This is a genomic window from Vibrio sp. R10-SG-ISO4 (assembly GCF_059834135.1).
On record NZ_JCBDHJ010000020.1, the window covers coordinates 119,731 to 134,012 of the forward strand.

The window sequence follows — 14,282 nt, forward strand, 5'->3', positions numbered from 1 at the left end:
TATTACATTTCTATGTAATGCGGTCTTTTTTGAGGGATAGCGAGGCTTATCGGTGTAATTCTTACGTTACGATTGAGTTAACTTATTGAAAATTATTAATTATTTCTGTATTGATAAAACTGTGCACGAGCGCATTTTTTGACAAAAAATTCAACTGAACGGCTTTCTCTCGTCAGCTTTATGACAGAATAGTGTCATAAAGTTATTGTAAAATTTCGGTATTAGTAGTGAAAAGTCAATGATCATTCGGTTTTGACGAGTTATTGTTGTCATCAACGAGTTTTGATATAACCCATATCTATTGTGCGCTTATTGAAGTTGTTCCCCCTATGTCTCATTTGAACTATAACCACCTCTACTATTTTTGGATGGTGTGCAAACAAGGCTCAGTGACGAAAGCTGCAGATGCCTTGTTTTTAACGCCGCAAACGGTCACTGGCCAGATCAAAGCGTTAGAAGAGCGCATGGATGGAAAGTTGACTAAGCGCAACGGACGCAGCATCGAGCCCACTGAACTGGGTCAATTGGTCTATAAATATGCGGACAGGATGTTTGGTCTAAGCTATGAGATGTTGGATATCGTCAATTACAGCCAACGTTCCAACCTGCTGTTTGATGTGGGGGTGGCGGATGCGCTCTCAAAGCGTTTGGTTAGCAAGATCCTGATGACCACGGTGCCGCAAGACAACAGTATTCATTTACGCTGCTTTGAATCGACGCATGAAATGTTGCTTGAGCAATTGTCGCAGCACAAGTTGGATATGATTTTGTCTGATTGCCCGGTGGACTCAAGCCAAAGTCCAGGTCTGTACAGTAAAAAACTGGGTGAGTGCAAGATGAGCTTTTTCTGCAGTGGCCAAGTGGCTGGGGCGAGTTTTCCCAGTGTGTTAGAGCATCGAAAACTGCTGATCCCCGGTAGTCGCACGGCAATGGGGCGCAAAGTGCTGCAATGGTTTGATCGTCAGGGTTTACAACCGAATATTTTGGGCGAGTTTGATGACGCTGCGCTCATGAAGGCGTTTGCTCGTTATCATCAAGACGTGATCTTTTTGGCGCCTTCTTTATATGTCTCGGAAGTGGATAGCGATCTGCCGCTGCAACACATCGGTGATATTGAGGAGCTAAAAGAAGAGTACTACGTGATATTTGCTGAGCGAATGATTCAACATCCGGCGGTGAAAAATGTGTGTGACGCAGATTTCAATTCTTTGTTTAATTTATAACCTTGCCTAAATGAGAATAGATTACTGTTCTTATTTAGATTACTATCAGCAGCCTGCGGCAAATGGGCCGAAACAGCGATAAAAGAGTATCACGTGCGGGAAGTGAGGGCTTCTTTGCTCATCGGGTTTAGGGGTAGGTAGTGATGAATCTGGAAGAGATGGAAAAGAACTCTGCTCAAGCAGTTGTCTTACTCAAAGCGATGGCGAACGAAAGACGTTTGCAGATTTTGTGTCTTTTGCATAACCAAGAGCTGTCGGTTGGGGAGCTATCCGCGCAGTTGCAGCTAAGTCAGTCTGCGTTATCTCAGCACTTAGCGTGGCTACGTCGTGATGAACTCGTGGTGACGCGCAAAGAAGCGCAGACGGTGTATTACACTCTTCTCAGCGAAGAAGTGAAGAAGATGATCGAGCTGTTGCACCATCTTTACTGTTCTTGATGCATGGCTTACCACAAGAACTGGTGTAAGGTTCGACAAATTTCAGATATAAAAAAACCGGCAATAGCCGGTTTTTTCTTCACTGGGAAATCAGAGTTCTATTATAGAGCTTTGATTGCAGCAGCGAAACGAGACTTATGACGAGCAGCTTTATTCTTGTGAATAAGGCCTTTAGTTGCCATGCGGTCTAGGATTGGTGTAACTGCAGCAAATGCTTCAGTTGCAGCAGCTTTGTCGCCTGCTTCGATAGCAGCAACAGTTTTCTTCATGTAAGTGCGCATCATAGAACGACGGCTAGCGTTGTGCTGGCGACGTTTCTCAGCTTGGATAGCGCGCTTCTTAGCAGATTTACTATTTGCCAAGGGTCTAACTCCCAAAAACTTTAGTTCGGTGACAATTTAAGGGCGAGGAATATCCCTCATTTGCGCCTAAATGTCAAATGATTTGTGCAAAAACCCATCGCAGCCAAACAAATTTTGGATTAGAAAGGTCTTCACGGTTAAGATGGCGGGGATTCTATCAGTATTTTTTTTTCAATGCTAATACTAATCTGCTCTCAATGAGTTATTCCCTAATAACCCAAGCACTGAATTGTTAGTATGAGCGAGTTCTTGAGGTAGTCGTGAGTAAACGTCTCTTAAAATCAGGCATGATTGTCAGTGCTATGACATTGATTTCTCGAGTGTTGGGCCTTGTGCGCGACGTCGTGGTCGCAAATTTGATGGGGGCAGGGGCGAGTGCTGATGTCTTCTTCTTCGCCAATAAAATTCCCAACTTTTTACGCCGCCTGTTTGCTGAAGGCGCGTTTTCTCAAGCCTTTGTGCCGGTATTGACCGAATATCACGCCAGTGGTGATGAGGAGAAAACCCGCCAACTGATTGCCCGCGCGGCCGGAACGCTCGGCGTCATTGTTTCTATTGTGACACTGCTTGGTGTGTTGGGCTCGGGTGTTGTCACGGCTCTGTTTGGTTTTGGCTGGTTTCTCGATTGGCTGAGTGGCGGACCATCGGCAGAAAAATTTGAGCTGGCCAGTCTGATGCTCAAAATTACCTTTCCTTATTTATGGTTCATCACCTTTGTTGCGTTGTCTGGCGCGATCCTCAATACGCTCGGTAAGTTTGCGGTCTCCTCTTTTACCCCGGTGTTTCTCAATGTAATGATCATCGCTTCGGCATGGTGGATCGCCCCTCAATTGGCGCAGCCTGAAATTGGCCTGGCGATTGGGGTGTTCTTGGGCGGTTTAGTCCAGTTTCTTTTTCAACTGCCGTTTCTTATTAAAGCCGGTGTGATGGTCAAGCCCAAGTGGGGATGGCGTGATCCCGGGGTCGTGAAAATTCGCACCTTGATGATCCCTGCGCTCTTTGGGGTATCGGTCAGTCAAATCAACTTGTTGTTTGATACCTTTATTGCCAGTTTTCTTCAAACAGGCTCGATCAGTTGGCTTTACTATTCGGATCGATTGCTGGAATTTCCTCTCGGCCTGTTTGGCATTGCCATTGCGACCGTTATTTTGCCGGCGCTATCTCGCAAACACGTTGACGAGCAGCGTGAAGGGTTTGCCCACACCATGGATTGGGGGGTAAGAATGGTCACGCTACTTGGGATCCCGGCAATGCTAGGGTTGATGGTGCTGGCCAAACCGATGCTGATGGTGCTATTCATGCGCGGTGAGTTTTCAGCGCAAGACGTCCAGTTTGCCTCGCTGTCTCTGGTGGCGTATGCCTCAGGGTTGCTGAACTTTATGCTTATCAAGGTGTTAGCTCCTGGTTACTACTCGCGTCAAGATACCAAAACGCCGGTCAAATACGGCATCATCGCCATGGTTTCCAACATGGTGTTTAACGCCATTTTTGCTTGGTTTTATGGTTATGTGGGCCTTGCTATGGCGACCGCGCTCTCTGCGTTTGTCAATATGGCGCTGCTCTACCGAGGCTTGCATCGCGCGGGGGTCTACCAATTGACCAGTAGAACGTGGTGGTTTGTTGGCAAGCTTATCGTTGCCGGCGGTTTGATGGTCGCGGCGATAAGTTCACAACTGGACAGCATGTCGGTGTGGCTGGAGTGGAGCCTTAGTGACAGAGTGGTGTCACTGGCGTTGTTAATCGGTCTTGGCGCAGGGGTTTACCTATTGTCACTACTGGTGATGGGCGTGCGAGCAAAAGATTTAAAAGCAGCGACAGAGTAACGCGGATTAGTATATAATCCGTCAGTTTCACGCTTTAGTAATCACAAATACACAGGTTTTATCAACGTCCAATGGAATTAATTCGAGGGATTCATAACATCAAAGCCCAGCATTATGGGTGTGTGTTGACGATAGGAAACTTCGACGGCGTACATTTAGGCCACCAGGCTGTGCTGCGTCAAGTGTCGCAACAAGCGAGCATGCTAGGCTTGCCGTCAACCGTGATGACTTTTGATCCGCAACCATTGGAGTTGTTTGCCAAGCACAATGCGCCAGCGCGTTTAACGCGTCTGCGTGACAAATTTGTCCAGTTAAGCAAATTGGGCCTTGAGCGACTGCTATGCGTGAACTTTAATCAAGAGTTTGCCAACCTGACGGCTGACGAGTTTATTAGCGACTTGTTGGTCAAGCGTTTGGGTGTTAAGTTTCTGGTCGTAGGCGATGATTTTTGCTTCGGTCGCGGCCGTCTTGGTAACTTTGAGATGCTGAAACTAGCGGGTAAAATCCACGGTTTTGAAGTGGTGAGTACGCAAAGCTTTTGTCTGCAAACCGACCGTGTCAGCAGCACCTTGATTCGTGATGCGCTTGCAAAAGATGACTTAGCGCTTGCCGCGACGATGCTTGGACGCGATTACAGTATTAGTGGGCGTGTATCCCACGGCCGAAAATTGGGAAGAACGATAGGTTTTCCTACCGCAAATATCCCTTTGAAACGTTGCGTATCGCCGGTCTCTGGCGTTTACGTCGTTGAGGCACGAGGTCTAGGCACGCAGCCGATTGGCGGCGTGGCCAACATAGGCAATCGCCCGACCGTCAACGGAGTTCGGCAACAACTCGAAGTGCATTTATTCGACTTTCAAGCCAACTTGTATGGCAAGCAGCTAGAAATCGTACTTTTACATAAGCTGCGCAATGAGCATAAATTTGAGTCATTCGACGCTTTAAAACAACAAATTGAATTGGATGCTGAGGCAGCAAGGGTGTGGCTGCGTCAGCATAACCGCTAAACGGTTTAGTCCACCGTTTGGCCTAATGTCTAACTTTCGCCCAACACAACGGAATTAAGAATCGATGAGTGAGTATAAAGATACCCTGAACCTTCCTGAAACAGGGTTTCCAATGCGCGGCAACCTGGCGAACCGTGAGCCAGAAATGCTCGAGCGTTGGTATAAAGAAGACCTTTACGGTGAAATCCGTAAAGCGAAGAAAGGCAAAAAATCTTTCGTTCTACACGATGGCCCTCCATACGCCAACGGTGACATTCATATTGGTCACGCACTAAACAAGATTCTTAAAGACATTATTATTAAATCGAAGACGCTTTCCGGCTTCGATGCGCCTTATATCCCTGGCTGGGACTGCCACGGTCTACCTATTGAATTGATGGTGGAAAAGAAAGTGGGTAAGCCTGGGCAAAAAGTATCGGCGGCGGAGTTCCGTGACAAGTGTCGTCAATACGCACAGGGCCAAGTAGAAGGTCAAAAAGAGAGCTTTAAGCGCTTAGGCATCATGGGTGAGTGGGACAAACCATACCGCACCATGGACTTTGCGACAGAAGCAAACATCATTCGTGCGTTGGGTAAGATTGCCGACAATGGCCACCTGCTAAAAGGCTTTAAACCGGTTCACTGGTGTACAGACTGTGGCAGTGCGCTTGCGGAAGCGGAAGTGGAATACAAAGACAAAGTCTCTCCTTCTATTGATGTGCGCTTTAAAGCGGCGGATGAAGCTGCACTGCTGTCGAAGTTTAACCTCAATGAAGGCCACGAAGGCGAAGGTGAGATTTCGATTGTTATTTGGACGACCACGCCGTGGACGTTGCCGGCGAACCGCGCGGTGTGTCTACGTGACGATCTAGAGTATGTCCTTATTCAAGTTGAAGGCGAAACAAAAGAGCGCATCATCGTCGCCGCTGAACTGGCGAAAGACGTGATGGACCGTGCTGGTATCGAGCATTTCCACAACCTAGGCTTTGCGAAAGGTGCGGATCTTGAACTGACTCAATTCCAACATCCGTTCTACGATTTCACTGTGCCAGCTATCCTTGGCGATCACGTGACTACTGAGTCGGGTACGGGTGTGGTACACACTGCGCCTGGTCACGGTCAAGAAGACTTCGCTGTGGGCAACAAGTACAACCTAGAAGTGGCAAACCCAGTAGGTTCAAACGGTGTTTACCTACCGGATACCGAGCTTTTTGCCGGTCAACACGTCTTCAAAGCGAACGATGCCGTGGTGGAAACGCTGAAAGAGAAAGGCGCACTTCTTCATCACCATGCTTACGAGCACAGTTACCCACACTGCTGGCGTCATAAAACGCCCATCATCTTCCGCGCGACTCCACAGTGGTTTGTGTCGATGGATCAAGCTGGTCTGCGTGCTAAGGCGCTGGAATCCATCAAGGGTGTTGAGTGGATGCCAGAGTGGGGCCAAAGCCGTATTGAAGGTATGATTGAAGGTCGTCCGGAGTGGTGTATCTCTCGTCAACGTACTTGGGGTGTGCCAATTGCTCTGTTTGTACATAAAGAGACCGCAGAGCTTCATCCAAATACGATTGAACTGGTTGAGAAAGTCGCTCAGCTTGTTGAACAGAAAGGCATTCAGGCTTGGTGGGATCTGGAGATTTCAGAACTGCTTGGCGAAGAAGCCGATCACTACGAAAAAGTACTGGATACGCTAGACGTATGGTTCGACTCTGGTGTCACCCACTACTCAGTGGTTGATGCTCGTGAAGAGTACAACGGCAACAGTGCAGACCTTTACCTTGAAGGTTCAGACCAGCACCGTGGTTGGTTCCAGTCTTCACTGATTTCATCGATAGCGATGAAAGGCGAAGCGCCATACAAACAAGTATTGACGCACGGTTTCGTGGTTGACGGTCAAGGCCGTAAAATGTCGAAATCCATCGGTAACGTTGTGGCACCGAAAGATGTGACCAACAAACTGGGTGCAGATATTCTGCGTCTCTGGGTCGCATCGACAGATTACACAGGTGAAGTGGCGGTTTCAGACGAAATTCTAAAACGTTCAGCGGATGCCTACCGTCGTATTCGTAACACTGCGCGTTTCTTCTTAGCGAACCTCAGTGGCTTTAACCCAGCGACAGACATTGTGCCAGCAGAAGAGATGGTGGCACTGGACCGTTGGGCTGTGGGTCGCGCATTGGCGGCGCAAGAAGAGATTGTAAAAGCGTACGGCGAGTACAACACGCACGCGGTGACACAGCGTCTGATGCAGTTCTGTTCTATCGAGATGGGCTCATTCTACCTAGACGTGATTAAAGACCGTCAATACACGGCGAAACGTGGTGGTCACGCTCAACGCAGCTGTCAGACGGCGCTGTACTACATCGTCGAAGCTTTGGTTCGCTGGATGGCACCAATCATGTCATTCACTGCCGATGAAATTTGGAATGAAATGCCAAGTGCTTTGCCAAGCGGTGAGTCACGCGACAAGTTCGTCTTTACCGGCGAATGGTTTGATGGCCTGTTTGGTCTTGCACAAGGTGAAGAGCTCAACAACGCGTTTTGGGCGGACATTCAAGCCGTTCGCGGTAGCGTGAACAAGCTGCTTGAAGATGCACGTAAAGAGAAAACCATCGGTGGTTCATTACAAGCGGAAGTTACGCTGTTCGCAGACGACGCGTTGGCCGCGAAAATCAATAAGCTGGAAGATGAACTTCGATTCGTACTCCTGACCTCTGCTGCTGTGGTGAAACCACTGAGCGAGAAAAGCGATGCGGCGCAAGCAACAGAGCTGGACGGTTTGTTCGTTGAAGTGCATGCCACTGATGCGAAGAAGTGCGATCGCTGTTGGCACCACACGCCAGACGTGGGCACGATTGCGGGTCACGAAGCCATTTGTGGTCGCTGTGTCTCCAACGTAGAAGGCGATGGTGAAACGCGTAAATTCGCGTAATTCATTGAACTGTAAGTCAAATAAACAGCCCCAGTATACACTGGGGCTGTTTTTAGGTAAGAGCATGAGTGAGCACGCATTGACATTAAAACAATCTGGCCTGCGCTGGCTGTGGTTGGCATTGGTGATTTTTGTCGCAGACATTGCGATTAAATTGTTGGTGATGGACAACATGGGGTATGGCTGGGCAAATCGTATCGAAGTCTTACCCTTCTTCAATCTTCTGTACGTTCATAATTATGGCGCGGCATTCAGTTTCTTGAGTGATCAGGCTGGCTGGCAGCGTTGGTTCTTTACTGCGATCGCGGTGATAGTGACGGGGCTACTTAGCTACTGGATGAGCAAGCTGCCGAGCACAGAAAAGTGGAACAACATCGCCTACGCGCTGATTATTGGTGGTGCGGTAGGGAACGTTTTTGATCGTATAGTCCACGGCTTTGTGGTCGATTATCTCGATTTCTTCTGGGGTGATTACCATTGGCCTGCGTTCAACTTGGCAGACAGTGCCATTTGCATTGGCGCCGCGATGATCATTTTGGACGGTTTTCGTAGCAAAAAGAGCCAAGCATGAGTCGTAAAGGTCTGTGACAGCAATAACCTTAGGCGTCGTCCGTTGATTCGGGCGGCGCTTTTTACTATAACTGGACGCAGAGCTAGAAACTGGACGCAGAACGAGAAAAGTGGTCGCAGAGTGAGACCGAAGAATGACAATAACAAGGAAGCCGTAACGAGATGACAATCGCCCAAGACAGCGCAGTAACGCTGCACTTTACCATCAAGATGAAAGATGGCTCTGTTGCCGACAGTACCCACAACATGGGCAAGCCCGCCAAGTTAGTGATTGGTGATGGCAGTTTGAGTGATAATTTTGAGCAATGTTTGCTTGGTCTCAAGCAAGGGGACAGCAAATCGATAGAGCTCGCCGCTAGCGATGCATTTGGCGTGCCCAATCCAGATAACATTCATCACATGGACCGAACAAAATTCGTTGGGGATGCTGAAGTTGAAGTGGGCACCATCATGGCATTTTCAGGCCCTGATGGCATGGAAATCCCCGGCATCATCACTGAAATCGCGGGCGACTCCGTCACGGTGGATTTCAACCACCCATTAGCTGGGCAAGATGTGACTTTTGAAGTTGAAATTTTATCAGTAGAATAACTGCCCAATTGAAGACGATGACTCGATGAGCAATGAAATGAAAATTCTGTTAGCGAACCCCCGTGGCTTTTGTGCTGGTGTTGATCGCGCAATCAGCATAGTTGAGCGTGCATTGGAGATGTATCAACCGCCAATCTACGTTCGCCATGAAGTGGTACACAACCGATTTGTGGTTGAAGGCTTAAAGCAACGTGGGGCCGTCTTCGTTGAAGAACTGAGTGAAGTGCCTGATGACAACATCGTCATCTTCTCCGCTCACGGCGTGTCGCAAGCGGTACGCAAAGAGGCCAAAGAACGTGCTCTGACTGTGTTTGATGCCACCTGTCCTTTGGTGACAAAAGTCCATATGGAAGTGGCGAGAGCGAGCCGCAAGAACATGGAAGTGGTGCTCATCGGCCACGCCGGTCACCCTGAAGTGGAAGGCACCATGGGCCAGTATGCCAGTCAAACAGGGGGCATGTACTTAGTTGAGACCCCAAGTGATGTGATGGCGTTGAAGGCGAAAGTCAAAGACCCTTCGCATCTTCACTATGTCAGCCAAACCACCTTATCGGTGGATGAAACCGCCGATGTGATTGATGAGCTGCGTCGCGTGTTTCCCGATATTCAAGGACCGCGCAAAGACGACATCTGCTACGCAACCCAGAACCGCCAAGATGCGGTGCGTGAAATGGCGCAAGATGTGGATGTGGTGATTGTTGTGGGTTCGAAAAACTCCTCGAACTCCACTCGCCTCAAAGAGTTGGCGGAAAAGCTGGGTACCCCTGGTTACTTGACCGATTGCCCTGAAGATGTGCAGCCGCAATGGTTAGAAGGTAAAGCGAAAGTCGGCGTCACGGCTGGGGCATCAGCCCCTGAAGAGTTGGTGAACCAAATCCTTGATCGCATTAAGACCCTTGGCGGCGCAAAAGAGATCGAAGAGATCCAAGGCCGCGAAGAGAACATGTTCTTTGAAGTGCCGAAAGAGTTGCAGATCAAACAAGTCGATTAAGGCAACGGACGGCTCTCGCGCTAATCCAACCAGCAGAAACATAACTAAGGCTCCCATTAGGAGCCTTTTCTTTGGCTGGCCATTCAGGCCAGCAGTGCGAAGCGAAGGTGGATTGAATTAGGCAGTCTTGGTGACGGTTTGCGGCGTTTTTTCATCCGCAAGCTCAGATTCCCCTTTGCCTTTTGAGGTTTTAATCACGTACACGGTCACGGCCAGTGCGAATAGGATACCCGCAATGGTAGACACTTGAATCGGCAGACCAAAGCCTAGCGTACTGTTGTTTAAGATAAAGGTGACACATACCGTGGTCATGAAGACCGCTGGTACTGTGGTAATCCAGTGCAGTTTGTTGTGACGAAGCAGATACGCCGACGCTGTCCAAAGCATCATCACCGCAGTGGTTTGGTTTGCAAAACCGAAGTAGCGCCAGATGATACCGAAGTCTACTTGAGTCAACACGCCACCAATCACGAACAGAGGCAAGGCCATCAGTAGGCGGTTGCGCAGTGTTTTCTGTTCCATGTTGAAGTACTCAGCCAAGATCAGACGGCTCGAACGAAACGCAGTGTCACCGGAAGTGATAGGCAGAATCACCACACCTAGGAAGGCGATGATGCCACCAAAGACGCCAAGCAGACCAAAAGAGGCGCTGTAGACAACGTTACCTGGGCCACCGTTTTTCACTGCTTCTGACAGTGACTCTAGCGAACCGAAGAATGAAAGCGCAATCGCACACCAGATGAGGGCAATCACACCTTCACCGATCATGGCTCCGTAGAAAACAAAGCGACCGTTTTTCTCGTTTTCCATACAACGTGCCATCAGTGGTGACTGAGTGGCGTGGAAACCTGAAATAGCGCCACATGCGATGGTGATAAACAGTGCAGGCCAGAGCGGCATGTCATTCGGGTTGAGGTTACTAAGCATGTCAGAGACTTGGAAATCACCCATGACAGTATGCTCGCTAGAGAAGGCGATTGCTGTCATGAGGCCGACAGACATAAAGATAAGTAGCGCGCCGAACAGTGGGTAGAAACGACCAATGATCTTATCTACCGGAACGATAGTCGCGATGATGTAGTAGGCGAAAATCGCAATCACCATGGTCGTCATGCTGACACTGAGGCTTGTTTGGTCGTTGATCAAATTGGTGATCATACCGGCTGGCGCAGAAACGAAGACCACACCCACAAGCAGCAATAAGACAATGGCAAAAATGTTCATGAAATGTTTGGCGCCATTACCTAGGTAGCGACCGGTAATCGTCGGTACGGAAGCACCGCCATTACGAATCGACAGCATACCTGAGAAGTAGTCATGGACAGCGCCGGCGAAGATACAACCGATGACAATCCACAGCATCGCAGCAGGGCCGTACAGCGCACCCATGATCGGACCAAAAATCGGGCCGACACCAGCGATATTAAGAAGTTGGACTAGATAAACTTTAGGGGTGGACATGGCCACATAGTCGACACCGTCCGCTTTGGTATGGGCTGGCGTCTGACGCTTTTCATTGATTCCGAATACTTTTTCGACGAAAGCGCCGTAGATAAAGTACCCGCCGATGAGTGCGGCGACACAGGTTAAAAACCACAACATAGCTCGTTCCTTAGTGTTAGTTTTATTGATACACCCTGTATGTTACTCCGCTGTTTGGCGAGTTTCGTGTGCTGGTTAGGTCAGTGGTTGTTTGGTGAGTTAAGTGGTCTGTATGGGTAATGAGTGGTTTTTTCGCGGCGGGAGTGGCTATTTATCGGCTTTAGTGGTGTAGTAGGTGTGTCTAGCTACTAATAATCATCATCAAAAAGGATATCGAGTGAGAATCGGACTGACGACGCTTTTCAGTGTCACTTCATTCAGTGCTATCGCGCTACTCATTGGTTGCAGTGCGTCTGTGGAACAGCTTGCCCAGCAGGGCGATTGGTATGAAATCGGCTATCAAGATGGTGTGCGAGGGAATAGCCAACGCACGCTCAAAGAGCTGTCTAGCTTGGGCGTTGTTAAACAGCACGATTACGATCAAGGCTATGGCGAGGGTGTACAAGAGTACTGTAACCCCAATTTTGCTTACCAGATTGGATTATCAGGCCAATATTACCAAGGTGCCTGTGAAGGCACCGAGTTTGCCCAGCAGTTTCGCATGGAGTGGAAGCGAGGCTGGGACGAATACAATAATTGATGATGGATAAGCAAGGTTCATCCACGATCGAGTGCACCGTGTTTACTCTTACATTCAATAATCCTTTACTGAATCGCCCTTTACTGAATAACCCTGCGCGCTACTGGTGTTTCTCGACGGCCGCGCGCAGAAAGCCTTGTTGGTAATGCAACTGCTCACGAGCCTCTTGAATACCCAGCCCAGTTAGAATCATTAAAATGGCCAGTTTGACATCAAACTCGGTCTCTTCGAGCGTACTTGTGGCCTGTGCTTTATCACAATCTGTCGCTTGCATGACGATGCGTGTCGCTCGCGCTAGCAACTTCTTGTTGGTGGCTTTTACGTCTACCATCAAATTCTGATAGCTTTTTCCAAGTCGGATCATACTGGCGGTGGTCAGCATATTGAGCACCAACTTTTGCGCCGTGCCGGATTTTAGCCGCGTTGAACCCGTCAGCGCTTCTGGCCCCACGACTGGGCTTATCGCAATCTCTGCGATCTCGGCAATGGGGGAGTCAGGATTGCAAGAGAGTGCAACGGTCGTTGCGCCCAACTCATTGGCGTAGGTCAGCGCACCGATGACGTAAGGTGTACGACCACTGGCAGCAATGCCCACCACCACATCACCTGGAGTTAAGTTGAGGGATTGCAAGTCACTTTCGCCAAGCTGCGGGTCATCTTCCGCACCTTCTTTGGCTTTAAACATGGCGTCTTGGCCGCCTGCAATTAAGCCGAGCACCATCTGATCCGATACGCCAAAGGTGGGCGGGCATTCGGAGGCATCAAGCACACCAAGGCGGCCACTGGTACCCGCGCCCAAATAGATCAATCGACCACCGACTTGAAACGCCTCGACGATTTTGTCGACCGCTTGAGCCACCTCGGGCAGCACTTTCTCCACGGCAAGCGGTACGCTCTTATCTTGTTGGTTTAAGCGTTTGACGATTTCAATCGACGGTTGTAGGTCAATGTCCATGGTGTCAGGGTTGCGCCCTTCAGACACAAGATGAGACAAGGCGGCAATCAAAGCATCGTTAGTCATAGTGTTCCTATTTTTCTGCCCAGTACATCACGCCAAGCGAGGCTGAGCGCTGAGCACCGGTGACATCGGGTAAATTACTCGGTAATCCATGTAGGCGGCGATAGGCTAGCCAAGCAAACGCCATCGCTTCCATATTATCACTGTCGACCCCTTTATCGCTTGTGGAGCACACTTGCCATTGTGGCAATAATGCGGCCAGTCTGCGCATCAACAGCGGATTGCGAACACCGCCGCCGCACACCAGCAACTCAGGATGGGGGCCTTCGGCGTATCGTGTGACTTCATTGGCAATGCTAACGGCGGTGAACTCACACAACGTACGCTGCACGTCTTCGGTGGGCAGTGAAAAAGGAGTGAGTTGTGCCATCAGCCAAGGCAGGTTGTAATGTTCTCGCCCGGTACTTTTCGGGGCAGGTTGGGTGAGGTAGGGATCGGTTAGTAAAGCGTCAAGTAAAGGGGGATGTACTTGACCTTGCTGTGCCCATTGCGCGTCTTTATCAAATGGGGCGCCGCGATGTTTGTCACACCACGCATCCATCAACATGTTGCCCGGCCCGGTATCGTAACCGATGACGGGTTTGCCTGGCCGAATCAGCGAAATATTGGCGATGCCGCCGATGTTGAGAACCGCTACGCTAGAATCTGTCACAGGAAACAGGGCTTGGTGAAAAGCCGGCACCAAGGGCGCGCCTTGCCCACCGAGCGCCATGTCTTTTCGACGAAAATCGGCGATCGTGTCGATACCCGTTTTGGCTGCAATGATATGGGCGTCGCCGAGCTGGGTGGTAAAGGGAGTCGGGCTGCTGGGTTGATGAAACACGGTTTGACCGTGATTGCCAATTGCAGCGATATCACGGGCTTTAGTGCCAGATTTCGCTAAGAGCGCTAGCGCTGCATCGGCATAAAGGTGGCCTAACTGATGGTCGAGCGCGCCAATCTCGTCTAATCGGGTCGGCTGACCAAGGCACATCGCCAGCACTTTTTGGCGTAGATGATCAGGGTAGGGGTAGTCGAGTGCATCGCGCAGCGTGACACTTTGGTCATCAATCTCGACAAGGGCACAGTCCACACCGTCCAGGCTCGTGCCTGACATGATCCCGATATATAACGCTTTTTCGCTCATGGTCAAATTTTCGCTTCGCCGACATGCTTTCCATTGTAAAC

General features: G+C 49.6%; 13 protein-coding genes. 9 read left to right on the forward strand and 4 right to left on the reverse strand.

Annotated elements, in window-relative coordinates:
- Nucleotides 1-329 precede the first annotated feature (329 nt).
- Both nhaR and AC6R03_RS15415 read left to right on the forward strand, forming a co-directional pair.
- Nucleotides 330-1,223 carry a transcriptional activator NhaR gene (gene nhaR, locus AC6R03_RS15410; RefSeq protein ID WP_500630098.1) on the forward strand — a complete coding sequence of 298 codons (894 nt, stop codon included), beginning with the start codon at nt 330-332 and terminating at the stop codon, nt 1,221-1,223.
- A gap of 143 nt (nt 1,224-1,366) precedes the next feature.
- Nucleotides 1,367-1,660 (forward strand): ArsR/SmtB family transcription factor, encoded by a 294-nt coding sequence (locus AC6R03_RS15415; protein WP_500630139.1) that lies wholly within the window; start codon nt 1,367-1,369, stop codon nt 1,658-1,660.
- 101 nt (nt 1,661-1,761) lie between these two features.
- Here the strand turns inward: AC6R03_RS15415 and rpsT are convergent, their stop codons facing one another.
- Entirely contained in the window at nt 1,762-2,022 is a 261-nt protein-coding gene (rpsT, locus tag AC6R03_RS15420) for a 30S ribosomal protein S20 (protein WP_004744855.1), read from the reverse strand.
- A 260-nt stretch (nt 2,023-2,282) separates the two neighbouring features.
- Here rpsT and murJ point away from each other — a divergent pair, with 260 nt between their 5' ends.
- From murJ to ispH, 6 genes are all read left to right on the forward strand, one after another.
- Complete coding sequence (gene murJ, locus AC6R03_RS15425; RefSeq protein ID WP_500630097.1) at nt 2,283-3,845, forward strand: murein biosynthesis integral membrane protein MurJ; 1,563 nt, start codon at nt 2,283-2,285, stop codon at nt 3,843-3,845.
- A 71-nt stretch (nt 3,846-3,916) separates the two neighbouring features.
- Nucleotides 3,917-4,852: a bifunctional riboflavin kinase/FAD synthetase gene (gene ribF / locus AC6R03_RS15430; protein ID WP_500630096.1), complete on the forward strand. Its 936-nt coding sequence runs from the start codon at nt 3,917-3,919 to the stop codon at nt 4,850-4,852.
- 64 nt (nt 4,853-4,916) lie between these two features.
- Nucleotides 4,917-7,763, forward strand: a complete 2,847-nt coding sequence (gene ileS / locus AC6R03_RS15435; protein ID WP_500630095.1) for an isoleucine--tRNA ligase — start codon at nt 4,917-4,919, stop codon at nt 7,761-7,763.
- Nucleotides 7,764-7,827: 64 nt separating this feature from the next.
- Nucleotides 7,828-8,334: a signal peptidase II gene (lspA, locus tag AC6R03_RS15440; protein ID WP_500627990.1), complete on the forward strand. Its 507-nt coding sequence runs from the start codon at nt 7,828-7,830 to the stop codon at nt 8,332-8,334.
- 161 nt (nt 8,335-8,495) lie between these two features.
- The gene (gene fkpB, locus AC6R03_RS15445; RefSeq protein ID WP_500630094.1) at nt 8,496-8,924 is read left to right on the forward strand and encodes an FKBP-type peptidyl-prolyl cis-trans isomerase; all 429 of its coding nucleotides are present in this window, start codon (nt 8,496-8,498) and stop codon (nt 8,922-8,924) included.
- A gap of 25 nt (nt 8,925-8,949) precedes the next feature.
- Nucleotides 8,950-9,915: a 4-hydroxy-3-methylbut-2-enyl diphosphate reductase gene (gene ispH, locus AC6R03_RS15450; RefSeq protein WP_334554063.1), complete on the forward strand. Its 966-nt coding sequence runs from the start codon at nt 8,950-8,952 to the stop codon at nt 9,913-9,915.
- A gap of 117 nt (nt 9,916-10,032) precedes the next feature.
- Here the strand turns inward: ispH and AC6R03_RS15455 are convergent, their stop codons facing one another.
- Entirely contained in the window at nt 10,033-11,517 is a 1,485-nt protein-coding gene (locus AC6R03_RS15455) for a carbon starvation CstA family protein (protein ID WP_500630093.1), read from the reverse strand.
- Nucleotides 11,518-11,740: 223 nt separating this feature from the next.
- Between AC6R03_RS15455 and AC6R03_RS15460 the strand changes: the two genes are divergently transcribed.
- Nucleotides 11,741-12,097, forward strand: a complete 357-nt coding sequence (locus tag AC6R03_RS15460) for a DUF2799 domain-containing protein (protein ID WP_487901928.1) — start codon at nt 11,741-11,743, stop codon at nt 12,095-12,097.
- A 100-nt stretch (nt 12,098-12,197) separates the two neighbouring features.
- Here AC6R03_RS15460 and murQ read toward each other — a convergent pair whose 3' ends face one another.
- Together murQ and AC6R03_RS15470 are read right to left on the reverse strand one after the other, a co-directional pair.
- Nucleotides 12,198-13,118 (reverse strand): N-acetylmuramic acid 6-phosphate etherase, encoded by a 921-nt coding sequence (gene murQ, locus AC6R03_RS15465; protein ID WP_500630092.1) that lies wholly within the window; start codon nt 13,116-13,118, stop codon nt 12,198-12,200.
- 7 nt (nt 13,119-13,125) lie between these two features.
- Nucleotides 13,126-14,241, reverse strand: a complete 1,116-nt coding sequence (locus tag AC6R03_RS15470) for an anhydro-N-acetylmuramic acid kinase (RefSeq protein ID WP_500630091.1) — start codon at nt 14,239-14,241, stop codon at nt 13,126-13,128.
- Between the last annotated feature and the right edge of the window lie 41 nt (nt 14,242-14,282).